Genomic DNA, 24527 nt, shown 5'->3' with positions numbered 1-24527 from the left:
AATAGGGGGAAATTGAATGAACAAACTGGCAAAAATGCTGATCCTTGGGTTAGCCGCGCTGATGGTTTTTTCCGGATGTTCGAAGGATTCCAAAAATTCTGCCGCCAAGGGAGACGATCAGGGCCAGGAAGTGGTGCGCTTCTCGGTGACGCTGCCTGCGAGCGGCGTGGACAATCCGAACAGTCTGGTGGGCAAGGAATGGCACAAACGCATGGAAGCTTATATGGGCAAGAAGGTAGAAATCAAATACAACTATATTCCGTCTTCCGAGTATGACGAGAAGGTCAAGCTTATGATCGCAAGCGACGATCTGACGGACTTCTTCGTGACGCCTTTATTCTATGATACGACCGAAATGGCCGAACAGGGCCAGCTCCTCGAGTTGAGCCAGTATAAAGATTTGATGCCGAACTATATGAACTACATTGGCAAGGTAAAGAACGGGATGAAGCGGGTAACGGATGCCGAGGGCAAAATGTACACCTTCAAAGAAACCTCCACGCCCAGATTCCCCGAGGACCGCGGCATGCTCATCCAGAATACGTCCGCTTACCGCTATGACGTGTTCGAGGCCAATAACATCAAAGTTCCGGAAACGCTCGATGAATTCTACGAGGCGGCCAAAAAGCTTAAAGAGCTCTACCCCGACAAATATCCCGTCGCGACCAAATGGAATAGCTTGAGATCGCTGTTCTCCGCGAACCATATCCGGGACGAAATTTTCTGGGACGGCGAGAAATACGTATACGGGGTTCTGGATGAAGGCTATAAAGATGCGCTCCAATTTGCGAATAAGCTGTATTCGGAGAAGCTGCTGGATCCGGAGTACACCATTGATACGGACGATACGGTAAAAAGAAAAGCGCTGAACGGCGACAACTTTATGTGGCTGACGCAGTGGTTTACGACGCCTGCCGAGTACACTAGAACGGCCAACGACGGGAAGATTTTCGCGGTTTCGCTGTATCCTGACAATCCGAAGTACGGAAAGGCCTGGCAAGAGGTCGTAAACGGCAATACCCCCGACTTGGGCTGGGGCGTCTACGGCGTAAGCTCGAAAGTGAAAAACCCCGAAGAATTGATCAAATTCATCGATTATCAATATTCGGATGAAATGATCGAGCTTATTACTTGGGGCATCGAGGGCACGACCTATACGATCGGGGAAGACGGCGTTCCGACCTTTGTCGACTCGCTGAAAACGGCCAAGGATCCCTGGCTGGAAGGCGATAAATACGGCATGCGCGCAAGCCGGAATTATAACCCCGGTTTGCAGATGGTGAGCGACGCAAGAGCGTTCGTGGATTTTGCCGCGACGGACTATACGGTATTTAACGGCAAATATGAAGAGGTTCCGATCGAGAAGGCGGAATTCCTGACGAGTCTGCCGATGCCCGAGAACGACTACGTTCCTTCCTGGTTGAGCGAGCCGTCGATTCAACTCACGGGCAGCGAAAGCCAGCGGGTCTCGGAGATCATGAACCCGATCAAGACGTTCGTTACGGAAGAACAGGCCAAATTCGTGGCGGGCAAGAGCAGCTTCGACAATTGGCAGGCATTCATCGATAAGGTCAACAAAATGGGCAACATCGACGAGGCGCTGAAAATCTATAACGATGCCGCACAAAGAGCGCTAGGAAACTAAGGGTTAGTCGTCCCTCCGCTGCAAGACCGCCGCGGAGGGGCGGTATATCGCAAGTCGATAGATCAAATCAAAGATAACGAAACCATAGGATGTGAGAAACCTTGAATGAAAAAAAAGAGATTTTATTCCATGCGGAAAAGCTGCTGAACAAAAGAGATCAATTTATGATTACGAAGCTTTCTTCGATAGATTTTTCCGGTTTTACGACAATGGAGCAACTGTTCATTCATGAAATGGATGGACAACCGTTCCGGAGCGTCGCTCCGGGTCAACGGTGGGGAGAAAATTGGGGATACGGCTGGTTCCGCGGGACCGTCGTCGTTCCCGAGGAGGCCGAAGGCAAACGGCTTGTGGCCAAGCTTGATTTCGGTTCCGAAGCGACCGTATACATTAACGGCATCGTGAGCGGGGCGAAAGACCTTAACCATCATTACTTAACTTTAACCCGTTCGGCGAAAGCCGGCGAGCCATTTGAAATCGTCGCGGAAGCGTACGCCGGACATTCGGGTTCCACGCCGACGTTCGGAGAGTCGCAACTCTGCGTTTTTGAAGAGGAAGTCTATCAGTTTTTCATCGATTTGGAGTGTTTATACGATCTTCGCAATCATCTGGATGCCAAATCCCTCCGCGTTGCGGAGATTGATCGTTGCCTGACTCAGGTGTTCGCGACGATCGACCTGACCTTGCGCCAGGAATCTCTCTGTGAGAGCGCAAAACAGTGCCGGAAGATCATGGAGCCGCTCCTCTCCTGCGTGAACGGTTCGACGGCGCCGACCCTGTACCTGATGGGACAGTCCCACCTGGATGTCGCCTGGCTGTGGCCGATCGCGGAGACGAAGCGGAAGATTGCGCGGACCCTGTCCAATCAGCTGGCGCTCATGGACGAATACCCGGAATACACCTACACCCAGAGCCAGCCGTATTTGTTCCAGGTGGTCAAAACGCTGTATCCGGAGCTGTACGAGCGAATCAAACAGGCGGTGAAGGAAGGGAGAATCGTTCCCGAAGGCTCCATGTGGGTAGAGCCCGATACGAATCTGCCTAGCGGCGAGAGCCTGATCCGCCAGGCGTTGCACGGCAAGCGGTTCTTCAAGGACGAATTCGGCGTGGACAACGAGATGCTGTGGCTGCCTGACGTATTCGGCTATACCGGAAACCTGCCGCAAATTATGAAGGGCTGCGGGATCCATTATTTCGCGTCTACAAAATTGTTCGGAACTTACGATAATGTAGCGGACCCGTTCCCGCACAATACGTTCATGTGGGAAGGGATCGACGGTTCGCAAGTTTTGACGCATCTGATGAATTACGGCGATTACTACCCGATTCGGATCAATCCGTCGTTCTTGATCGATCAGTGGAACGATCGCGTTCAGCTTGATGGCATTTCTACGCGGCTTACCCAGTTCGGACACGGCGACGGAGGCGGCGGCTCCAATCGGGATGATCTCGAGTTTATGCGCAGGCTCGGCAATTTGGAGGGCGTTCCCAAGACAAAGCATGGTTCGCCGATACAATTTTTCGAGGATCAGATCGAAAAAGGTATTCCTGAAGCCAAGTATGTAGGAGAGCTCTATTACCCTGCTCACCGCGGGACTTACACGACGCAAGCGATCATCAAAAAGCTGAACCGGAAGGCGGAAATCGGTTTCCGCGAGGCGGAGCTATGGGGGGCTGCGGCGGAGCTGCTTAATAACCGGGCTTACCCTTACGAGGATCTGGACCGGCTATGGAAGACCCTGCTCCTGCACCAGTTCCACGATATTCTGCCCGGCTCCTCCATCCATCGCGTCCATGAAGAGGCGCAGATGGAGCTGAAGGCATTGAACGAGAACGTGTACGACTTGGCTTCGGATACAAGGGATGCGCTCACGGACGGCGATGCCTCCCGGGTAACCGTCTTTAACTCGCTGTCCTGGCCGAGAAAGGAACTGGTCGCGCTGCCTGCCGGCGTTCATGGCCTTGCGGACGGGAACGGAGCAGTTCTGCCTGTGCAATGGCACGAAGGCGTTGCCTATGCCGAGGTCGAGGCCCCTTCCATGGGCTGGTCGACGTACAAGGCTGAAGCGGAAGCGGCGGCGGATGCTCCTGCAGCGTCTGCGGTTCTTGCCACGGAATCGCGTCTGGAGAACGAATGGATTGCGCTCGAAATTAACGAGCGGGGCGAGATAACGACTGTTTTTGACAAGGAGACCGGTGCGGAATGGGCGGCGGACACCTGCAACGTCATGCGGATGTACCGGGATCAAAATTCGGATTTCGATGCATGGGAGATTGATCGGCGCTATCGCTTGGCACCCGTCGAGCTGACTGCAAGCGCCAAAGTATCACTTACCGCGAACGGCCCGCTCTTCGCGAATATCCGGGTTGAGCGCGAATTGAACCAATCGACCCTGATCCAGGATATCCGGTTGCGTGCCGGCAGCCGCCGGGTGGAATTCCATACGACGATTCGCTGGCGCGAGAAGAATAAGCTGCTGAAAGTGGATTTCCCTGTCCGCGTTCATACAAACGAGTCGTTGCAGGAAATTCAGTTCGGTTACGTTAAGCGGCCGAATCATGACTCGCGTCCGCATGATGCGGATCGTTACGAAGTGGTTCAACACAAGTGGTCTGCGCTTGCGGAGGCAAACCGCGGCTTCGCGCTGCTGAACGACTGCAAATACGGGATTTCCGTCAACGACAACACGATGAGTTTGACGCTGCTTCGGGCTCCGACGTATCCGGACGAGACGTCCGATCAAGGGGTGCACCAATTTACTTACGGATTTACATTCTGGAACGGCGCGTTCCTGGATAGTGCCGTCGTACGGGAAGCCTACGAGCTGAACTATCCCGTCAGCCTCGCATCCGGAGGAAGCCGTGAGACGCAATCGTTGCTCTCCATCGATCAAGCCCATGTGATCGCGGAGACGGTCAAGCTTGCCGAAGACGGATCGGGCGATTGGATCGTGCGTCTGTACGAGAGCAAGGGAGCTTCCGTGGCGTGCGGGCTTCATTTCGGGCTGTCCTTTGCGGCGGTTTCTGAGACGAATATGCTGGAGGAGAAGTTGGCGGATTTGCCGCACGAGGGCCAAGAGGTATCGCTTCAGTTCCGTCCGTTCGAGGTGAAGACGATCCGGCTCCGGTTGAATGGGAGGAATAAAGGATGAAGCTGAAAGAAGGGCAACGCCTGGTCCTGATCGGCGACTCGATCACGGACTGCGAACGTAAATACCCGCACGGGGAAGGGCTGTTCCAAGGCGTCGGCAAAGGGTACGTCGCGCTCGTGGACGCGATGCTGCAGGCGGCATATCCCGAGCTCTCCATCCGCGTGACGAATATGGGCATCGGCGGCAATACGGTTCGGGATTTGCAGGCCAGATGGCAGACGGACGTGCTGGATCTGAAGCCGGATTGGCTGACGGTCATGATCGGCATTAACGATGTATGGCGGGAGTTCGACCAACCCGCGATCCCGGAGTCGCATGTGGGTCTTGAAGAATACGAGCGGACCCTGGAAGAACTGGTGCGTTCGGCGCAGCCCGGCCTGCAGGGGCTTGTGATCCTGACGCCGTTCTATCTGGAGCCGAATGCCGAAGATCGCATGCGCAGCCGGATGGACGAGTTCGGACTGGCGGCCAAGCGGGTTGCGGAGCGGGTAGGCGCTCTATTCGTGGATACGCAGGCGGCTTTCGCCGGCCAGTTCGACTACGTGCATCCTACTGCGCTGGCCTCCGACCGGGTGCATCCGAACTTGAGCGGTCATCTGTTGATTGCTCGCGCACTGCTGGCGGCGATAGGCTTCGACTGGTCGCGCATGCAGGTCGGCTCCTGACGTCGAATGCCTGATTCATGGAGCGGCATGGCGTGAGATTCCCGGGCAGGGAGGTGGTTTGTGGGAAGAGTTCATCATCGGCGGTTTGAATAGAGGACGTTCGACGGCGCAACGATTTCATTTTATCAAAACGACAAAGGTCGGGAGGTAAGTAAATGAAAATGAAACAGTGGAAAAAGGCGGGAATATGGGCTTGCATCTTGCTGATGGCCATGACGGCGCCGGGCGCCGCTACGGCGGCGCAAGCGGCGGAAGACAACGCCGGGCAAGAGGTGAGCATCGCGAAGAAAACGGTCGGGAAGCCGTTCACGATCAAGGTCGTGGATGCCGAGACGGGCCGGGGCATTCCTCTTGTTGAACTGAAGACGACGAACAACGTTCTGTATTACACGGATAGTGCCGGTGTCGTGGCCTTCGACGAGCCCGGCCTGATGGATCAGTCGGTCTTCTTCCATTTGTCGAGCCACGGTTACGACTTCCCTGCCGACATGTTCGGCAATCGCGGGCAGGCCGTACAGACCACCCCCGGGGGCACGATTACGATCGAGATGAACCGGGTCAACATCGCCGAACGGCTGTACCGGGTTACGGGACAGGGCATCTACCGCGACAGCGTGCTGCTTGGTTTGAATGCGCCGATCCAGGAGCCGTTGATCAACGGTCTGGTCATGGGGCAGGATTCCGTGCAGACGATCGAGTACAACAATAAACTATACTGGTTCTGGGGCGATACCGACAGACCGGCTTATCCGCTGGGGAACTTCCGCGTGACGGGAGCGACTTCCGAACTGCCGCAAAACGGCGGATTGGACCCGGATGTCGGCGTAAATCTGAAGTATTTTACGAAAGACGACGGTTTCGTCAAAAGCTTGGTTCCGCAGCTGCCCGACGGCGCCGGAATCGCCTGGGTGTTCGGTTTGATGACCGCCGAGGACAACGCCGGACAGGAGCGCCTGCTCGCCGGTTACAGCACGCATAATCCCGATCTCACCGCCTTCGGCATTCTTGCCTTTAACGACAATACGAAGGAGTTCGAGCAGGTCGTCGAGTTCCCTTCCAAAGACGATTGGCGCCATCCGGGCGGACAGGCGACGTACTATGAGGAGAACGGGTCGGGCTACTGGCTCTTTACCGAACACCGGATGCCGAATTTGCGCGTTGCCGCCAGCTATGATGCCATCATCGACTATACGCAATACGAATCGTTTACGTGCTTGACGCCGGGAACGGCATACAACGGGGCTCAAACGTCGCTGGAACGCGACGCGGACGGCAAACTCGTATGGGGCTGGAAAAAGAACACTCCGCCGCTTACCCAGAATCAAGAGAAGGAACTCATTAATTTAGGTTTGATCCAAACGGATGACCCGCATTATAATCAATTGAAAGATGCCGATACCGGCGAAGCGGTGGAAATTGCCTTCAGCTCCGTCGAATGGAACGATTATCGGCAGCGTTACGTGATGATCGGACAGCAGATGCAAGGCAAGACGTCGGTGCTCGGGGAAATCTGGTATGCGGAAGCTCCGGCCCCTCAAGGCCCTTGGACTACTGCCAAAAAGATCGTAACGCATAACGATTATACTTTTTATAACGTGGCCCAGCACAAGAACTTCGGCAAAGATGGAGGCCGGGTAATTTACTTTGAGGGGACTTATACGAATACGTTCACAAGTCATGTCCCGACGCCGCGGTATAACTACAATCAAGTCATGTATAAACTCGATTTGGCGAATCCGGAGCTGGGGCTTGAACCGGTTCAAGGAACCTCCGATTAATAAAGCACGCCGATCGAAATCTGACTGACACTTCTGTTCATTGAGGGAGGATCATGAAATGCTGAGAGGATTGACGCTTGACGGCCTAGGCGCGGTGGGAAGTGAAGAGCGGTTCATCGAACTGGCGGGCACGAGCGGTTTTCGGGCGGTTGACGTGGATGCCAGGGGATTGATCGAACGTCTGGGAACGGATGGGGCCCTTAAAAAACTCGAACAGCACGGAGTCGTCATCGGTGCGATCGGCTTGCCTGTGGAATGGAGGGCTGGCGAGGACGAGTTTCGGGCAGGGCTGACCGGCTTGACTGAAGCGGCTGCTGCTGCACAGTCGTTGGGCTGCACGCGCTGCTGTACGTACATCTTGCCATCGACCGACGCGAAACCTGCTCACTTTTTAGCGCTCGCCACCCGGCGTCTGCGAGTCTGCGCCCAAATACTCGGTGCCTTTGGCATCAGGATGGGACTGGAATTCGTCGGACCGCATCATCTGCGGACGGCTTGGAAATACCCTTTCATCTGGACGATGGAAGAGACGCTGGACTGGATAGACGCGATCGGGGAGCCGAATGTCGGTTTGCTGCTGGATGCGTATCACTGGCATACGAACGGTCTAACTTCAGACGACATCGAGCGGCTGCAGGCGCAGCAAATCGTTCATGTGCATATCAACGACGCGCCGAACTTGCCTCTCGAGGCTGTACGGGACAACGATCGTCTGTACCCTGGAGAAGGAGTCATCGATTTGGAAGGCTTTTTAAGAGGGCTGCAGCATATTGGCTATGACGGGATCGTGTCGCAGGAGGTTCTGACGCCAGACATGCCGAAAGATACGCCGGAGCAACTGATTCGCCGTTCCAAGGCAGGGTTTGATCGCGTATTCGCCGCTGCCGGAATAAGTAAGTAAAATCGAATTACGGCCGACCGTTTTGATAACGAATAGGACCCTTCCGGAAAAGCCCTCGGCTTTTCGGAAGGGTCCTATTGCTGCTGCTTGAATCATTCCTGCGAAATAGCTGGCTAGCCGGGTCTCTTCCCAACCGTTTCTTCATGATAAGGAGAGAGCGCAGTAAATTTACCGGGATATCGCCGAGTCCCCGTGGATTTCCCGATACTGCTTCGGAGTAAGGTTCGTGAACTTCTTGAACGTGGAGAAGAAATGCCCCTTGGATATGAAGCCGCATTGATCCGCGATCTCCAGCACCGAGAGCTGGCTGGATACCAGCTTCTCTTTCACTCGCTCGATTCGTTCCTGGAGGATGTACTCGGACAACGACGCGTTCATGATCTCCTTGAATAACTGCCGGATATAGCTCACGGAGAAGGAGAAATTGTCGGCTACCTGCTCGATCGATAATTGCGCATCCTGCAAGTGGTTGTCCACGTATTCTTTGATCTCCAGGACGATCTCTTCCTTGCGGCTCGAAGATTTCGGAACTTCGGTCTCGGACGCGAGCGTCGTGACGATGCCCTCCAGCCACGCTTGAAACTCGGACAGCGTGCTGTACCGCTCCAGCAGTTGATGGATGCTGCTGATCTCGTGCAGGACGCTGGATTTGTTGAAGTTTTTGAGCAGATCGTAGGTGAAATAGGTCAAGTTAAGCTTGCAGTCGCGATAAGGAAGCTCATGGATGTGCTTCATCTGCTGGCGCAGCAGAACGACGGCGGTCTCCGCGCGGCCGCGGCGGATCGCCTTGATGATCTCGGCCGTCTCCAACGCCTCCGATGCGGAAGGATAACCCGCCATAAACTCCTCATAATCGCTCTCCAGAAAAATGTGCTTTTCTCCGTCAAGGAATCGCAGCATCGTCAACTCGTAGATATGATCGTATACGTTTCGGAAATTAGCGCCGAAGTCATAGGCATTGCTAATCGCGACGGTTGTATCGACGCGTAGAATGCGCGCCACCTGATTGTGCGCCTCTTCAAGAAGGCGTTGCAGTTGGAGCTCGCCCGATTCATGGCCGCCGATGACGAGGATGAGATGATCGCCGCCCATATCCAAGCCCTCGGCCGCATAAGAACCGGCGCCAATCACTTCTTCGCTAATATTGCGTATCGCGTACTTAATCAATTTCCGGGAAGGGAAATCGTAACGTTCGCAAAAGACCGTATAAGCTTCGATCCGCAGGACGGCCAAAAACAGGACTTTACAGGAAGCCAGCTTGGTCCGGGTCTGAATATATTCGTAGCTCTGGGTGCCCGGCGAGCCGTGCAGCATCCACTGGGCGAGAAATTCACTTCGAACGAGCTCGGATTGGTCTCTCATGGAGGCATGGAGCTGCTCCACATTGTTCAGCAGCATATCGATGCCGTCGTTGATCCATTGGATATCCGGCTTGGCATCGGACCCGGAGTTTGCGACCGCTATTTTATTCTTCAGCTTTTCCGACATAAAGGTAATGGAACGCAAGGAGCGGCGCGAACTCCAGAAGAACAACGCCGAAACGATTCCCAATAGCAGCAATGTATACGTTATCAATTTTTGCTGATATGAGGATATATGGCGAGTCAAAGTATGATACTCGGTCGAGTAATATACCGACCAGTTTTCGGTAGTCAGCTCGGCTGTATTGACGAACCAGGTCTGATGCGGGAGCCGGACTTGGAAATCGCTGTCTTGCCGCTCCCGTCCTGCTTGATAAAGTTGTTCGTCCAATGCGGAATTGGATGCGCCTAATAAGACTAATCCGTCCTCGTCGAGAATCCGAATGTCTTGCTCCGAGGAGATCGTTTGGCCGAACACAAGCTTTGACAGCTGCAATTTATCGATCAGGAGCACGAGATAGAAATCGGACGGCTTCTCGGGAGTCGCGGGCAGAATAAGGGCCAGGCAGTCCGAGCCGTCCGTCGGATGATTAAAGAAGCGCAAGTATTGGCGCCGGAATGATTTCACCCGCTCCAGCATGCTCTGGTCGGCAAAGGATTCAAACCGGACGATTCCTACTTTGGAGTCAACGACAAGACTCTGCTTCAAATTTATGAGATAGGATCGCTGGATAAGCGGCTCGGTAGACATGAAGTTGGATTGGGCTACAAGCGCAGCATGGTCGACGAGCGGATCCTTGCTTGTATTGAAGAACCAGTTCTGGATATTCTGATCGGCGTACATGCTTAGCCCGTATGATTTTAAATTGCCGAGAATCATTTCGGTCTTCGAAGCAAGATTGTTGACTACGTTCTGCGAATTGCTGCGTACCTCCAGCATGGTGTATTTCGCGAATTCCGCAGACAGGAAATAGACGAAAGGAATCATGGAACAGATCAGAACAGTGGTTAGTAATAGAAAAGTACGAAAATAAGTCTTCTGCAGAAAAGTTTTGATCTTCATATAATTCCAGCACCCCGTGCTTCGTGGATTGACACTCTTAACTCAATCATATCCTGGCTTCCGTGTGAAGTCCTCATTTTGACATAGTGCAAATTAGGATGGCTCCGGAGACCGGATTACCGCGCTTTAGTACCCCTTGTGACACAATGAGGACTATTCCACGGATCTCCTTCCGTACATAATAAACACTGTCAGGATATGGCCACATCGGACAGAACAGACAGAATGGAGGGATACTATAAATTGAGAATGTTTAGGGATCTTGTAAAGAACCGGGGCTTGTACTCGATGGCGATACCGGGAATCATCTTTCTCGTTGTCTTCTCCTACATTCCTCTGTCCGGACATCTGCTGGCGTTTAAGGACTTTCAGATCAGCAAAGGCATATGGGGCAGTGATTGGGTGGGGCTGGACAACTTCCGCTTCTTTTTCTCCAATCGGGATTGGATTCAAGTCACGGTCAATACGGTGTATTTAAATGGGTTGTTCATCATTTTCGAGATGGTCTTTGCGCTTCTCATCGCGCTCTTCTTGAATGAGATTCGCTTGAAATGGTTTAAACGCACGATCCAATCCGTCGTCTTCCTTCCTTATTTCATTTCCTGGGTCGTCGTAGGATATATGGCATTCATTCTATTCAACAATACGGACGGTCTGATTAACCGCGTCCTGGGCATGAGCGGACTTCAAGCCGTCGATTGGTATCAGACCCCATGGGTATGGCCGATCATTCTAACTTTAACGCGAATCTGGAAGAGCGCCGGCTATTACTCCATTATTTTGCTCGCTGCCATAACCGGTTTCTCCTCCGATTATTATGAGAGCGCCCGCCTGGACGGAGCCACGCGGCTGCAGCAAATGAGATACATTACGTTGCCCTTGCTGAAGCCGCAAATCATTATTCTGGTTCTCTTGGGAGTCGGACGGATCTTCTACGGCGATTTCGGCATGATCTACGGAATAATCGGGGACAACGGGATTCTATTCCCGACGACCGATGTCATCGATACGTATTCCTACCGGGCGTTGAGACAACTTGGCAATTTCAGCATGTCATCGGCTATCGTGTTCTATCAGTCGATTATGGGGCTTATCGCCGTCGTTTCGTTTAATGCCTTAGTCCGGAAAATCGATAAAGACTCCAGATTATTTTAAATTCACGGAATGCAAAGGGAGGTGAACTTCATATGAATCGTCCGGTTGCTTTGATCCCGCCCGCGCAAGTCCGGCGGACTGGCGGCATTTCCGATAAAATGGCGATGTTCTTGTTCGGACTGTTTTTGGTTCTGTTTGCGCTGGTTTGTTTGTTTCCTTTCTGGCTGATGGTCATCAATTCGTTCTCCAGCACCCGAAGCTTGGCGGTGAACGGATACTCCATATGGCCGGATGAGTTTACGCTGGAGTCGTATCGGTTCCTCCTTCAGGGCAAGCAAATGTTTACCAGCTATGGCGTCACCATCGCGGTAACGGCCATCGGAACCGTGATCGGCCTCGTCGTTACCGCGTTGTTTGCTTACGTGCTGGCCCATCCGAAGAACCGATATGGCGGCTTCCTCTCGTTCATGACCTACGTGCCGATGGTCTTCGGCTCGGGGCTCGTCGGCTTCTATCTTCTGGTCGTGCAGTGGCTGCATCTGAAAGATACGCTGTGGGCGCTTGTGCTTCCTTATGTCATGAATCCGTTCTTTGCGTTTATCTTGGTCTCGTTCTATCGCTCGTTGCCTTATGAGCTGAACGAATCGGCTAACATTGACGGTGCAGGAGAGTGGACGATCTTCTTTAAAATTATCCGGCCGATCTCGACGCCGGTCATTGCGACGATCAGCTTGTTCTACGCCCTGCAATATTGGAACGATTGGTGGCTGTCGCTTCTGTTTATCGATAACAGCGATATGTACCCGCTCCAGTTGCTTCTTCGGCAGCTTATGTCGCAAATGCAGCTCTCATCGCTCAATCACGGCAATGTGCTGACCCTGCCTCCGGCGGAAGGGGTCAAGCTGGCAACGGTGTGCCTGACGATCGGTCCGATTATACTCGTCTATCCGATGGTTCAGAAATATTTCGTCAAAGGGTTGACCCTTGGCTCGGTAAAAGGTTAAGCGGAGTTTGATACGAATGGCTGAGCGTGTCGATATAGACCGGCCCGGCCGCTTCTATATAAGATGATTATTTGAAGGGAGTAAATTTACATGGCCAAATCTAAACGCAAGTTCCTGGTGCCGGCGCTGCTCGGACTAGTCATCGCGTTATCCGGGTGTGCCGGCAACGGCGGCGGGAATGCTTCCGCGCCGGAAGATTCCGGGGGAACCGGGTCTTCATCCCTCGAGCCGGTCACCTTGGAGGTTGTTGTCCCGGGGGCGGAGGGGGCTAATTATGACGAGGTGCTGGCGGAAGTCAACAAGAGATTAAAAGCCGAGATGAACACACAGGTTAAATTTACATTCGTCGACTTTGCCGATTTGAATCAGAAGACCAACGTCATGCTTGCCTCGGGAGAAAGTGTAGATTTGATATTCGATGCTCCGTGGTTGCACTTGGACACCATGGCTTCCCAGGGCTATTATGAGGAATTAAGCGAACTTCTGGACCAATACGGACCCAATGTGAAAAAGACGAGACCGGAACAAATGTGGGACGCGAACAAAATCAACGGCAAGATCTACGGCGTTCCCTTGGGAAGCGCCTATACCCAGCAGAGATCGGTCTTCATCCGCAAGGACTTGAGGGAGCAGTTGAATTTGCAGCCCGTAAAGACGTATGAAGATCTGAAAACTTATCTCTATGCCGTTCGTGACGGTAAGTCCGGGATCACGCCGCTCCTGGCGGGCGCAGACGACGTCACTTACAGCTGGGTCAACTGGCTGATCCGTGACGATACCGGCGTCAACATCCGCCCGACGAATTTTGCCGGGGCCAGCTTGATGCTGTATTACAAGGGCAACGATGGGAAGGTCTACAATTTCTTTGAAACCCAGGAGCCTAAGATCTGGTCCAACATCCAGGATGTCCGCAAGCTGTTCGTCGACAAAGTGATGTCCCAGGACGTCTTGACGAATAAAAGCAATCCGGCGGAAATGCAGCTTCAGAACAAAGTCGCAGCCACGCCCCAAATGGTCTTTGGAATTCCCCAATCGTACAACGACCAGTTGAAGCAGGTTGTGCCCGAGGGTGAGCTGGAAGCCGTTCGTTTGTTTGACCTAACTCCCGGTAAGAACCTGTCCAATTTCAAAATGGATAATTTCATCTGCATAGTAAAGACGAGCAAACATAAAGACCGCGCGATGATGTTCCTCGATTGGGCGAACCGACAGGAGAATTATGATCTGCTGGAGCACGGGATTGAAGGCGTAAACTGGAAACAAGCCGGCGAGCATCAATACGAGACACTGAACAATGATGGCGGCATCGTCTCGTTCCAGCTCATGCTCAATCCTACGTTAGAACGGGAGTGGGTCGGTACGGACGAAGAAACTCAAAAGTTCAGTCAATTCATTACGGAAGCCGACAACTTCACGAAGGACGTCATGACCGGCTTCACCTTCGATCCGACGCCGGTGAAGAACGAAGTGGCCCAGTTTGCGACCATTCAAGCCAAATATTATAGCGGAATATTTAACGGCGCGCTTGATCCGGACGAATACTTCGCCAAGTTCAAGGGTGAAGGCGAAGCGGTGCTGGGGAAAATCCAGACCGAGCTGCAGAATCAGGTCGACGCTTTCTTGGCAAAAAAATAGAAGTGTTTCTGTTCATCGGAACAACGACCGCAAAAAAGGACCGCTCTAAGGCGATCAGCCTGTTGAAAAACTTCAACAGGCTTTTTATTTTGATTCCCCCTCCTTTTAGAAACGTTGGGCAACTTCTTTGGCGTGTGCGATTGCTTTTTCTTTAATAGCCGGAGCTTGCTCTAATGAGGCCGTTCCTTCAACAAAAATGGACTCAATCGATTCAATTCCATAGAAATGCAGAAACAAACAAAAACGGACTAGCGTTGGAGATTATGCTGGTCCGTTTCTGTTTGTATCGAGTATGAAGCGGTTCTTTTTGCGGGTCATTATGTTTAACGGGAAACGGGGTCGGACAGGGAACAAACCCGAGCGATCGTCCCGGCCAACTGTTCTGCCATCTGCCGATGCTTCTTGACGGAGGGATGTCCGCAGCCTCCCATGCCGTCTTCCGGCCGTTGGATGAGCGGAAACTCCACGAAGTGAATATTACCGTCGCCTTCCTCGTTGAGACTTTCCACAAGAGCCTTCAAATAGGGGCTCGGACCAAGGGTCATCGGACCGATGGCGCAGAACAATTGGGCGGATGGATATCTGCCGCGAATGAAACCTGCCAATTTGCGATATTGTTCAATGTAATCCGCAGGCTCGATGGGCGCGGACCAATCATTGGTCCCGAGATTAACGACGATGATTTCAGGATCAAAGGGATCCATGGCTTCCTGATCGAGATAAGGACAGATGGTTTCCATAAAATAATCCGACATGCGGCCTTCCTTGGCACCGCCGAAATTCTGGTAGCAGCCCGTACCGGACGCGCCGACGATCAAAGTTTCGGCATTCAATAGCTGACCGGTCAGCGCGCTGTAAGCAAGCGCGATATTTTCGCGCGAAGCATCGCAATCGCAGGGGATTTGTGCCTCGTTGCCGAAGCCGCAAGTGATCGAATCGCCGATGATGAGCATCCGGTGGGGGAGGTGGGCCGGCGGGCTCAGAAAGGTGCCGTTTTCTGCCGTTAAACCGGTGAACTTAATACTGCCGAATGCCGCTTCCGTGCGTTTCTGCAGCGTTAAGGTATGGGGCACGTCCTCCAGGTCGTCCGCAAGCTGGTACAGCCGGTTATCCGGATCTATTCTCATCACCCGCACCGGGAGGTCGTCGATATAGACGTTGACCCAGCTTTTCCCCTCTCCGTTGACATCCTCGATTTCGGCGGTAATTTCCCGTCCTTGAAAGCGCACGGTTATCGCGCTCCCGGGAAGAAAACAGGAGATTCCGTCCTGTTCTTGATGAAAGAGCCCGTGTCTGAGGCTCGAGTTCAAAAAGTCGAATTTCATATGGCATTACTTCCTTTCAGGGATCTATTTGAGTTAGAAAAGTTAGGCGTAAGGGTTCTCGCAGGTAGAATCCCGGAGCACCAAAGAGACGCCCGACAATATTTTCGTGTTGCCTCCATGGGTCTTGCCTTGAATAACCTGGTTCAGTAAATTCGCGGCGTTTCTGCCGATTTCCTCGAAGTCTTGCCGGACGGTGGACAACCCGATCGACAGGTTGCCGGCATGGTCCCAATCGTCGAATCCCATAACGGAAACATCCTGCGGGATTTTAACACCGCGGCCGGTCAGTTGCCCGATGATTTCAATGGCAAGCTTGTCGTTGGAGCAAAACAAAGCGGTAACGTCCCGCTTAAAAATGCTGTCGGCCAGTGCGTCATAATCGATGCGGGTCAACAAATCATCGTCGGTAACCGGAAGCCCTGCCTGACGCATGGCGCTGCAATAGCCGGCGAACCGCTCCTGCTCGGAATGAAGGAAGAAGTGGTAGCCTGCGAATTTTATCTTGGAGTGCTTCAGGCGAATCAGCTCCCGGGTAGCCAGGATCGCCCCGTCGTAATTGTCGCATCCGGAAAAATAGCCGGGATGATCCACGTTGTACCGGTCCACCAGCAGGTAGGGAATGTCGTTTTGTTCGATTAGCAGATAGTTATCCTTGCTTCGGATCGGATCGAACGGATAAATCAGGAAACCGTCGACCTTCCGGTCAAGCATTTTCTGAATGGATGCTTGTTCGACGGCCAAATTTTCGTTGCTCCATTCCACGATTAAGGAGTAATTGAATTCGGCTGCCGCTTGTTGCGCGCCTTTGATGATCTTCATATACGATACGTCGAAGTTGTCTTCTGCCGATAAAATGAACGCGATCAAATGACTCGATTCGTCCGCGGCTTGAGCTTCGTTTACGAAAGAGCCCTTTCTTTTGATTCGCGTGATTACGCCCTCGTTGGCCAGTTCCGTCATCGCTTTTCGAATCGTTATTCCGCTGACCTGAAATTGGTTCATAAGATCTTCTTCATTCGGCAGTTTATCTCCGGGTTGAAGCTCGCCGGCTTGAATTTGATGCAGCAGCGCTTGTTTTACCGTTTCGTACTTCGGCTCGTTCACAAAAATTCTCCTCTTTTACAGCCTCATAAAACCTATCCGGCAATATAATCATTTTATAAAAGTATACTTTATTTTAATGATTAATTCAAGCGCGTGCAACTGTGTACATTATATATGTATATATTATAACAGGATATCCGGTTTTTAATTGACCAAAAATGTATAAAATGATATTATAAAATAAGTTTTATTATATAATAAAGTATACTTTACTTATTGCGTGAGTTGGATTCGATAAGTCTACGCTGAAGCTGAAGGGGGAGTTACTTTGGAGTTTAGCTTTACCGAATATGCCAGGCTGATGGGGAGATTTGATCTCACCGAGAAAGAAAACCCGAAATGCGGATGGGTCAACAGCGCCGTGTTTGTTGCCTTCCGAGGTACGGCCATCTCGATGACGGCTGAGGATTCCGACGGCCAGGATTACGTTGAAATCGTAGTGGACGGCGTCGCCCGGAATTGGATCAATCTGAAGAAGGGGGTTCATGAGTACGTAATCGAACAAGGGCTGCCGGAGGGGGAACACACTTTAGAGATCCACAAGCGTACGGGAATTCTGACCGGAAGTATTGTCTTTCATCATTTTTCCCTGCCTGACGGCGGAAGCTTTCTTGCCCCGCCCGCGGCCAAACCGCTCCGGCTTGAATACTTCGGCGATTCCATCACGGATGGAGCGGGAATCGGACATCCGCACGAGCTCGCCGAAGCTCCGGATCTGGACGACGGATACATGTCCTATGTCGGGATCAGCGCCAGAATGTTGAACGCGGAATATCATACGATGGCCATTTGCGGAATTGGCGTTTGGCAGGATGCGATAGGGAACAAGCAAGGCTTGCCGGAACATTTTTACGGGACGCTCGGCAAAGGGACGGCGCCTTGGGACTTTTCCCGGTATACTCCTGAAGGCGTCGTTATCAATTTGGGCCAAAACGATTATTCTACGCCCATTGATGACGAGGAGTATATTGCGGCTTATATCGGTTTCATTAAGGCTATTCTGGACAAATATAACGACCCCTATGTCTTTTGCTGCGTCGGAACCATGAATAACAACTATCTTGCCAGCGTGAATAAGGTGGTGTCCCATTTCAATCAAAACGGAAACGCGAAAGTCTTCGTGGCGGATCTGGGATTGATACATCCCGAGGTGGAAGGATGGGGCGGCCGGTATCATCCCGGTTATCAGACGCATTACCGGATGGGCTTGGAGCTCGCCTCTTTTATAAGCGCCAAGACCGGCTGGGAATTGCTTAAGCGTCCGACGATCGCCACGGAATGCGTGTTCTGAAATCCATGGATCCAGAAGAAAAGCGACCGATCCGGGTCGCTTTTTTCCATTGCAAAACTATTCGCTACTCCCTAATCTCCTTCTCCCGCTTAAACTTTTTAATCTTCTTGCGCAGGGGCGCTCCGATCCTCCAGAAGAAGACGCCCAATAAGAGTAAGAGGGCTCCGAGCACCAGGTTTACTATGGAGTACTTCCCCATACTTTCGGGGTGAGTGGGAACATGCTCGAAATGCCCCCCCTTATTACGTCTGGCGATATATCGTCGACCACAATAGATATTTCACAACGACCGAGAATCCGCCCCTCATCCTGCGCGAAACGTCAAGGCAACCCGGGTCCCATTCCATTTCAATGGAAAATGGTGTAATAATACAGCAATTTAGGGCGATTCATCGTACCATAGGCGAAAATCCTGCAAATGTGCATCATTTCGCTTGATATTGCCTATTATCCTTACATCCTAACAAAAGTTAGTGCACTTTTGCAGCAATTCGCGTACTTTTCTCATTTTGTAGCTAATAATGATGTATTTTTGCAGCATTCTGCTCAATTCGAGACTAACTTAATAAATGCGATACATGAGTTTATTATCTAACACGAGCCGGGCGTGGATATGCTGCAGTCTTCAAACAGCGGATCGGGATAATAGTGTATTAAATCACCAATCAGATACATCTATCGCTACCTCCTCGCCCTTATATAAAGGCAAAAATTTCTGAGGAAAACATGCCGCCAGCCGATATACATTTCAATGTTTAGTTTCCGCAAGATTATGTCATTAAAATGGCCACCCTGAAGGTGGTTTTTTTGCTTCAGATGATGTGGCGCGATTCCTAGAGATACTTTTCCTAGTGAATTGGATAGCGAAGTAAAGTGTCAAAGTCATATTGATTTTATGGATGGAAATAGATACGATGAACTGGTTGTAATTTTGCTGAAGAAAGGAATAGGTTCAAAATGAAGAAGAGAATGGCGGATATCGCATTCATTTTATTGGGGGCTTTCTTGTTCGCGCTGGCCGTCAACCTGTTTATCATACCGAATGAGTTCGGGGAAGGAGGCGTTACAGGGGTCACGATTATTCTGTATTACCTGTTCCAGTGGTCGCCTTCCCTCGTCAATATCGTGATTAACGGCTTGCTGCTGATCGTGGGATACAAATTCCTGGATCGGCAAACGACAATTTATACGGTGATTGCGGTAGCGTTCAACTCGTTGTTCCTTCATGTCACGGAAAGCTGGAGGATCGATTCGCATGAGCCGATGATCAATGCCGTTTTTGCCGGCGTGATGGTCGGGGTCGGGATCGGCTTGATCGTGCGAGTCGGCGGAACGACGGCGGGAACGGTAATCTTGGCCCGGATCGCGAATAAATATCTCGATTGGAAAATCAGCTACGCGCTTTTGTTTTTCGATCTGATTGTAGCTTTTTCTTCCTATTTCATTATTGGCGCAGAGAAGCTGATGCTGACGATCATCATTTTGTATATAGGCACGAAGGTGATGGATTTCATGATCGAAGGGCTGGATTCCAAGAAAGCGATCACGATCATTTCGGAGAAGCAGGACCGGATCGCAGAAGAGGTCATTACCAAGATGGATCGCGGCGTTACGGTGCTGTCGGGTCACGGGTACTATACGAAGAATCCGAAGGAAGTGCTGTACATCGTCATCAGCAAGCAAGAGGTTTCCATGCTGAAGAAGATTGTCCGCTCCATTGATCAGACCGCTTTTCTCACCATTCACGATGTACGGGATGTGTTCGGGGAAGGGTTTTTGGATATTGCGAAATAGATTGCTAAGGGTCCGGTTGCCACCGGACCCTTTTTTTGGACGAGGCGATGCGGACCATTCGAACGATGCCGGGTTTCGAGAAAATTCCGGTCATTGCCCTCACGGCCAAAGCCATGAAGGAAGACCGCAAACGCTGCCTCGAGGCCGGCGCTTCGGATTATATCAGCAAGCCGGTCGATGCGGAGAGGCTGTTGTCGTTGTTGAAAGTGTGGTTATATGCGTGAAGGGGTAGGCCGGTTTGGCTTCATTAGAAGAGACGAAAAGCACCATGCAGGCAGAGGCAATATCTATGCTTGCATGGTGCTTTTGCGTTGGTAAAAGGGGAAAAGCTTGCTGAGAAAATCCCCCGATTTTATTCAATCTTCATTTGTGATGTTACTTAATATATGTTAAACTTCAATTAAGTAACATCATTCGGAGGGATTATCGGTGCAATATGTGAATCCGATTCGAGACATGGAGACCATTCAAGCGATGAAAGAGGAGCTGAGAAAACACTCCATCAGGGATCTGCTGCTCTTTGTACTCGGCATTAATACGGGTTTGAATCTTCTGGATATGCTGAACCTTACGGTACAGGACGTGTGGGACGGTCAGAGCCCGAGAGAGTTTTTGTTTATTAAGGACGAGAAGACAGGAGAGGAGAAGGCTTATTACTTAAACAGCAAGATCGGGGATATTTTGAATGAGTACTTGTCCGGCAAGGATTGGAAAGCGGATGACTATTTATTTAAATCCAAGAAGGATGGAGGCCCGATTACCCGCCAGCAGGCCTACCGGATTATTAATCATTCCGCAAGGGAAATCGGGATATCGGAGAATATCGGAACGCATACGCTGAGGAAGACGTTCGGTTACCATGCGTACCATAGGGGGATTGCCATTTCCATCATCAAATCGATTCTGAATCATCACTCTACGGCGGAGACACTGAAGTATTTAGGCGTGAATAAAAGCGAAGGGCTGCCTATCAAAGTAGATGTGAACTTGTAATCGAACCGCATTAATCCGCCAATAATAAGAAACTCCCCACATAAATTATGTAGAGAGCATTGGATAACAGGTACGGAATAGACCTCTAATTTAATTATCTGCGTCGTTCAGGTTCATTGTTGTTTGAATGTCTACATTCTTCAATTCCGTAACAACCCCATCTATAACCAGAACCTGCAGCGTTTCTGCATCTTTCATAAAGCGAAAGATACCATTATCAAAGTCGGTATCGGCTTCCTTGAAGAAAATACCTTCATAAAGAGTATCTTTTTTATGGTTAAAGCTAAGCTGATATTGATCTCCGTCCTGAGCTAAATAGGCGCGAACGCCCTTTTCATACAGTCCTTCTTCGTCCCGGATATAACGGGCGACGGAAACAATGTGCAAGTCGACAAAGGGGATGTCACGCACCAAGGAATTAATAATCGATCCCTTCGTAATTTGTTCCCACCGGCTATGCGCGGTCTGGCCCAAAATGATCTGAGTAATTTGGTGTTCTCTCGCTACTTCGGCAATGACCTTGGATACGGGGCGATGTTCATTATCCTTCATAATGAATTGCGCCGTAGGGTGAGAATGAGCGAACTCTTTCCATTTCTCGATATAAAACGTTTTCTCGGCATCCAATTCATCGAACGGCTTCGGATCAATGGTTAATACATAGAGCGGAGCCTGGAGCATATTGGCGATTTTACAGCCGCGCTTGAGTAATCTTTCTCCGTTCGGCCCATAATAAACGCAGACAAGTATGCTCTCATTGAACAGATTATCCATTTTAAATAATTCACCTCAAGGTTAATAATGGAGCTTTTTTAAACTACGTAAGACTATAGTGGAAGTCACCTCAAGAGTCAAACGGTATTTAAGAGGATTCGATTTGCTAGCGAGGAGGAGTGCGGTTGATTACATTATATCTCTTTATATTTCTGCCGTTTATCTTTGCATGTATTGTACCCTTTTTGTACAAATATTTGAATCGCCAAGTACATACGGGCTGGTTCGTGCTGGTTGTTCCAATATCTATCCTGATCTATTTGCTGCAATTTATACCCGCTGTTGCCTCCGGAGAGACGTTTGAATATACGTTCTCCTGGATTCCGTCTTTAGGCATTCATATCACATCCTATGTGGATGGTCTTGGTTTGCTGTTCGGTCTGCTGATTTCCGGCGTAGGATCCTTGGTCATTCTCTATTCTATTTTTTATATGTCCAAGGTACGGGAGGCGCTCCATAACTTCTATATTTACCTGCTGATGTTCATGGGAGCCATGCTGGGACTGGTATTCTCCGATCACTTATTGGCCTTTTACGGGTTCTGGGAGCTGACAAGCGTATCTTCCTTCTTGTTAATTTCCTATTGGTATGAGCGGAAGAGCTCCAGGCAAGGCGCCATGAAATCCATGCTGATTACGGTATTTGGCGGTTTCGGCATGCTGGCGGGCTTTATTATGCTGATCATGATGGCGGATACGTATAGCATTCGGGAATTAATTGCGAATATGGAGGTCATCCAGGGACATTCGCTGTTTATTCCTGCCATGTTATGCATTCTGTTAGGGGCCTTTACGAAGTCGGCGCAGTTTCCGTTCAGCATATGGCTGCCGGATGCGATGGAGGCGCCTACTCCCGTAAGCAGTTATCTTCATTCGGCTACGATGGTCAAAGCCGGCATTTATCTGGTAGCAAGAATGACCCCCGTTTTCGGCGGCAGTCCGGTCTGGTTCTGGCTTGTATCCGGCGTCGGGATCATTACGCTACTATATGGTTCGTTGACGGCCTTGCGGCAGACGGATTTAAAGCCGCTGCTGGCCTATTCGACCATTAGCCAATTAGGATTGATCATGAGTCTGCTCGGGATCGGTTCATTAGCCGTGTATTTCGGCCCCGGCGAGAGCGGGACTGTGTTTACCGTAGCTACCTTTGCGGCCCTCTTTCATTTATTTAATCATTCCACCTTTAAAGGAAGCCTGTTTATGGTGGTCGGCATTATCGATCATGAAACAGGCCGGCGGGATATTCGCTATTTAGGCGGCTTGATGCATGTGATGCCGATCACGTTTACGATTGCACTGGTCGGAGGCTTATCCATGGCAGGCTTACCGCCGTTTAACGGATTCCTGAGTAAGGAAATGTTCTTTGCGGCCGTACTCGACGTATCCAAAGCCGGCATTTTCGGACTGAATAACATCGGTGCGTTGTTCCCGGTCATTGCCTGGTTAGCCAGTATCCTTACCTTTGTGTACTGCATGATTTTCGTGTTTAAAACCTTCGGAGGGAAATATCATCCCGAGCGGCTGAACCGCAAGGTGCATGAGGCACCGATCGGCATGCTCATCGCTCCGATTGTGCTTGGTCTGCTTGTGGTGCTGATCTTCTTTTTCCCTAACGTACTGGGCAAATATATCCTTGCGCCGGCATTAACCGCGGTTCTGCCGATGATGACCGTCTCTTCCTATGATCTGAAGATCAGTGCCTGGCACGGCATAAACTACGAATTGCTGATGACGCTCGGGGTGATCCTCCTCGGAGTTCTGCTCTATATGGCCAAGAAGCGGTGGCTCCCGGCGGCCCGCAAATTCCCGCAGGGATTGACGCTGAATCACTTTTTCAATGAAGGCTTATTGGGCGCCGAGCGATGGTCGGCTTCGTTGACCAACCGGTATATGACGGGCTCGCTGAGACACTATTTGTTGTACATTTTCATATTCTTCGTCCTGTTATTGATGGGTTCGCTCTTATGGTTCCATGGGATCCGGTTCGATTTCTCCAATAACGCGATGATTAATGTGTTTGATGCCGGGCTTGTGATCTGTATGATCATCTCCGCATTAACGGTGCTATTGGCCGCCAATCGGATCGTGGCTATCGTTGCTCTTGGCGCGTTAGGGTATATGGTCTCCATGTTCTTCGTGATCTTCCGGGCTCCGGATCTGGCATTGACGCAGATGGTTGTAGAGACGGTAACTACGGTGCTGTTCCTGCTGTGCTTCTACCATTTGCCTAAGCTGAAGAAAAGCGTGGAGCGTATTTCGTTCAAATGGACCAATTTGCTCGTCTCGATCGCGGTTGGACTGACGGTAACCGTTCTGGGATTATCCGCGAACGGCCACAAATTATTTGAGCCTATCACGTCGTTTTTCGAGAATTCATACAAGCTGGCGGGTGCCAAAAATATTGTTAATGCGATATTAGTGGATTTCCGCGGCTTCGATACCATGCTGGAGATATCCGTATTAACGATTGCCGGACTTGGCGTTTACGTATTGATTCGGCAGCGTTCCAAAAGGGGGAAAGAGCATGAAGCAGAATGATGTGATCTTGCAAAGCGTAACCCGGGTAGCCGTTGTGATCATCCTAACCTTTTCGATCTACTTGTTCATGAACGGCCATCATCATCCCGGGGGCGGATTCATTGGAGGGCTGAGCACGGCTGCGGCGATTGTTCTTCTGCATCTTTCTTTCGGCATCGAGAAGGTCAGGGAAAATATTCGGATGGATTTCAAGAAGCTGGCGGCGATCGGCGTGTTAATTGCAGTCGGGACAGGGATGACAGCCGTTGTCTTCGGCAAACCTTTTTTGACCCAGGCGTTCGACTATTTCAATTTGCCGATTTTCGGAGAAACCGAGCTCGCGTCCGCGCTGATCTTTGATACAGGGGTAGCCTTGGCGGTTATAGGTACTGCGGTCAATATTATTCTAAGCATAAGCGAGGACCGGTAAT

Annotated in this window: 17 protein-coding genes and 1 pseudogene; 14 read left to right on the top strand and 4 right to left on the bottom strand. The window is 51.0% G+C overall.

All coding sequences use genetic code 11. The features are described 5' to 3' along the window. Positions 1 to 16: 16 nt before the first annotated feature. From ACLB09_RS18495 to ACLB09_RS18475, 5 genes are all read left to right on the top strand, one after another. Complete coding sequence (locus tag ACLB09_RS18495) at positions 17 to 1645, top strand: ABC transporter substrate-binding protein (RefSeq protein ID WP_410771330.1); 1629 nt, start codon at positions 17 to 19, stop codon at positions 1643 to 1645. Positions 1646 to 1746: 101 nt separating this feature from the next. After that, on the top strand, positions 1747 to 4797 hold the full coding sequence (locus tag ACLB09_RS18490; RefSeq protein ID WP_410771329.1) for an alpha-mannosidase: 3051 nt from the start codon (positions 1747 to 1749) through the stop codon (positions 4795 to 4797). Continuing rightward, the gene (locus ACLB09_RS18485; RefSeq protein WP_410771328.1) at positions 4794 to 5462 is read left to right on the top strand and encodes an SGNH/GDSL hydrolase family protein; all 669 of its coding nucleotides are present in this window, start codon (positions 4794 to 4796) and stop codon (positions 5460 to 5462) included. The genes ACLB09_RS18490 and ACLB09_RS18485 overlap by 4 nt, the downstream gene beginning before the upstream one ends. A 155-nt stretch (positions 5463 to 5617) precedes the next feature. Beyond that, the gene (locus tag ACLB09_RS18480) at positions 5618 to 7240 is read left to right on the top strand and encodes a hypothetical protein (RefSeq protein WP_410771327.1); all 1623 of its coding nucleotides are present in this window, start codon (positions 5618 to 5620) and stop codon (positions 7238 to 7240) included. Between the two features lie 58 nt (positions 7241 to 7298). Beyond that, positions 7299 to 8141, top strand: coding sequence for a sugar phosphate isomerase/epimerase family protein (locus ACLB09_RS18475; RefSeq protein ID WP_410771326.1), 843 nt, complete (start codon positions 7299 to 7301; stop codon positions 8139 to 8141). 168 nt (positions 8142 to 8309) lie between these two features. Here the strand turns inward: ACLB09_RS18475 and ACLB09_RS18470 are convergent, their stop codons facing one another. Further along, on the bottom strand, positions 8310 to 10565 hold the full coding sequence (locus tag ACLB09_RS18470; protein ID WP_410771325.1) for an AraC family transcriptional regulator: 2256 nt from the start codon (positions 10563 to 10565) through the stop codon (positions 8310 to 8312). A 243-nt stretch (positions 10566 to 10808) separates the two neighbouring features. On the opposite strand from ACLB09_RS18470, the gene ACLB09_RS18465 reads away from it, so the two are divergent. The 3 genes from ACLB09_RS18465 to ACLB09_RS18455 all read left to right on the top strand — a co-directional run bounded on the left by ACLB09_RS18465 (position 10809) and on the right by ACLB09_RS18455 (position 14299). Next, on the top strand, positions 10809 to 11720 hold the full coding sequence (locus tag ACLB09_RS18465) for an ABC transporter permease (RefSeq protein WP_410771324.1): 912 nt from the start codon (positions 10809 to 10811) through the stop codon (positions 11718 to 11720). 32 nt (positions 11721 to 11752) lie between these two features. Then, on the top strand, positions 11753 to 12664 hold the full coding sequence (locus ACLB09_RS18460) for a carbohydrate ABC transporter permease (protein ID WP_410771323.1): 912 nt from the start codon (positions 11753 to 11755) through the stop codon (positions 12662 to 12664). Positions 12665 to 12754: 90 nt separating this feature from the next. Further along, positions 12755 to 14299 (top strand): extracellular solute-binding protein, encoded by a 1545-nt coding sequence (locus ACLB09_RS18455; RefSeq protein ID WP_410771322.1) that lies wholly within the window; start codon positions 12755 to 12757, stop codon positions 14297 to 14299. Positions 14300 to 14622: 323 nt separating this feature from the next. Here the strand turns inward: ACLB09_RS18455 and ACLB09_RS18450 are convergent, their stop codons facing one another. Continuing rightward, positions 14623 to 15624, bottom strand: coding sequence for an SGNH/GDSL hydrolase family protein (locus ACLB09_RS18450; protein ID WP_410771321.1), 1002 nt, complete (start codon positions 15622 to 15624; stop codon positions 14623 to 14625). A gap of 42 nt (positions 15625 to 15666) precedes the next feature. After that, complete coding sequence (locus ACLB09_RS18445) at positions 15667 to 16728, bottom strand: GntR family transcriptional regulator (RefSeq protein ID WP_410771320.1); 1062 nt, start codon at positions 16726 to 16728, stop codon at positions 15667 to 15669. A gap of 268 nt (positions 16729 to 16996) precedes the next feature. On the opposite strand from ACLB09_RS18445, the gene ACLB09_RS18440 reads away from it, so the two are divergent. From ACLB09_RS18440 to ACLB09_RS18425, 4 genes and pseudogenes are all read left to right on the top strand, one after another. Then, positions 16997 to 18019, top strand: a complete 1023-nt coding sequence (locus ACLB09_RS18440) for an SGNH/GDSL hydrolase family protein (RefSeq protein ID WP_410771319.1) — start codon at positions 16997 to 16999, stop codon at positions 18017 to 18019. A 957-nt stretch (positions 18020 to 18976) separates the two neighbouring features. Beyond that, positions 18977 to 19813: a YitT family protein gene (locus ACLB09_RS18435; RefSeq protein WP_410771318.1), complete on the top strand. Its 837-nt coding sequence runs from the start codon at positions 18977 to 18979 to the stop codon at positions 19811 to 19813. Positions 19814 to 19854: 41 nt separating this feature from the next. After that, positions 19855 to 20037, top strand: a pseudogene (locus ACLB09_RS18430) (response regulator); the annotation flags it as partial. 205 nt (positions 20038 to 20242) lie between these two features. Continuing rightward, positions 20243 to 20806, top strand: a complete 564-nt coding sequence (locus ACLB09_RS18425; protein WP_410771317.1) for a tyrosine-type recombinase/integrase — start codon at positions 20243 to 20245, stop codon at positions 20804 to 20806. Positions 20807 to 20896: 90 nt separating this feature from the next. On the opposite strand, the gene ACLB09_RS18420 is transcribed toward ACLB09_RS18425, so the two are convergent. Then, positions 20897 to 21580: a universal stress protein gene (locus ACLB09_RS18420; protein ID WP_410771316.1), complete on the bottom strand. Its 684-nt coding sequence runs from the start codon at positions 21578 to 21580 to the stop codon at positions 20897 to 20899. Between the two features lie 125 nt (positions 21581 to 21705). Here ACLB09_RS18420 and ACLB09_RS18415 point away from each other — a divergent pair, with 125 nt between their 5' ends. Beyond that, positions 21706 to 24117, top strand: coding sequence for a Na+/H+ antiporter subunit A (locus ACLB09_RS18415; protein WP_410771315.1), 2412 nt, complete (start codon positions 21706 to 21708; stop codon positions 24115 to 24117). Then, positions 24104 to 24526: a Na(+)/H(+) antiporter subunit B gene (locus ACLB09_RS18410; RefSeq protein ID WP_410771314.1), complete on the top strand. Its 423-nt coding sequence runs from the start codon at positions 24104 to 24106 to the stop codon at positions 24524 to 24526. Before ACLB09_RS18415 ends, ACLB09_RS18410 begins: the two co-directional genes overlap by 14 nt. Position 24527: the final 1 nt, after the last annotated feature.

This window comes from Fontibacillus forbon, from assembly GCF_046559655.1.
Classification (GTDB): Bacteria; Bacillota; Bacilli; order Paenibacillales; family Paenibacillaceae; genus Fontibacillus.
The sequence above is the reverse complement of the archived record's forward strand: the minus strand, read 5'-3'. Positions and strand labels throughout refer to the sequence as shown.

Bases quoted from the DNA above. Each gene is read 5' to 3' on its own strand.
- ACLB09_RS18480 (WP_410771327.1), top strand. From the start codon at position 5,618: ATGAAAATGAAACAGTGGAAAAAGGCGGGAATATGGGCTTGCATCTTG.
- ACLB09_RS18485 (WP_410771328.1), top strand. From the start codon at position 4,794: ATGAAGCTGAAAGAAGGGCAACGCCTGGTCCTGATCGGCGACTCGATC.
- ACLB09_RS18470 (WP_410771325.1), bottom strand. From the start codon at position 10,565: ATGAAGATCAAAACTTTTCTGCAGAAGACTTATTTTCGTACTTTTCTA.
- ACLB09_RS18455 (WP_410771322.1), top strand. From the start codon at position 12,755: ATGGCCAAATCTAAACGCAAGTTCCTGGTGCCGGCGCTGCTCGGACTA.
- ACLB09_RS18420 (WP_410771316.1), bottom strand. From the start codon at position 21,580: ATGGATAATCTGTTCAATGAGAGCATACTTGTCTGCGTTTATTATGGG.
- ACLB09_RS18410 (WP_410771314.1), top strand. From the start codon at position 24,104: ATGAAGCAGAATGATGTGATCTTGCAAAGCGTAACCCGGGTAGCCGTT.
- ACLB09_RS18495 (WP_410771330.1), top strand. From the start codon at position 17: ATGAACAAACTGGCAAAAATGCTGATCCTTGGGTTAGCCGCGCTGATG.
- ACLB09_RS18435 (WP_410771318.1), top strand. From the start codon at position 18,977: ATGAAGAAGAGAATGGCGGATATCGCATTCATTTTATTGGGGGCTTTC.
- ACLB09_RS18460 (WP_410771323.1), top strand. From the start codon at position 11,753: ATGAATCGTCCGGTTGCTTTGATCCCGCCCGCGCAAGTCCGGCGGACT.
- ACLB09_RS18475 (WP_410771326.1), top strand. From the start codon at position 7,299: ATGCTGAGAGGATTGACGCTTGACGGCCTAGGCGCGGTGGGAAGTGAA.
- ACLB09_RS18450 (WP_410771321.1), bottom strand. From the start codon at position 15,624: ATGAAATTCGACTTTTTGAACTCGAGCCTCAGACACGGGCTCTTTCAT.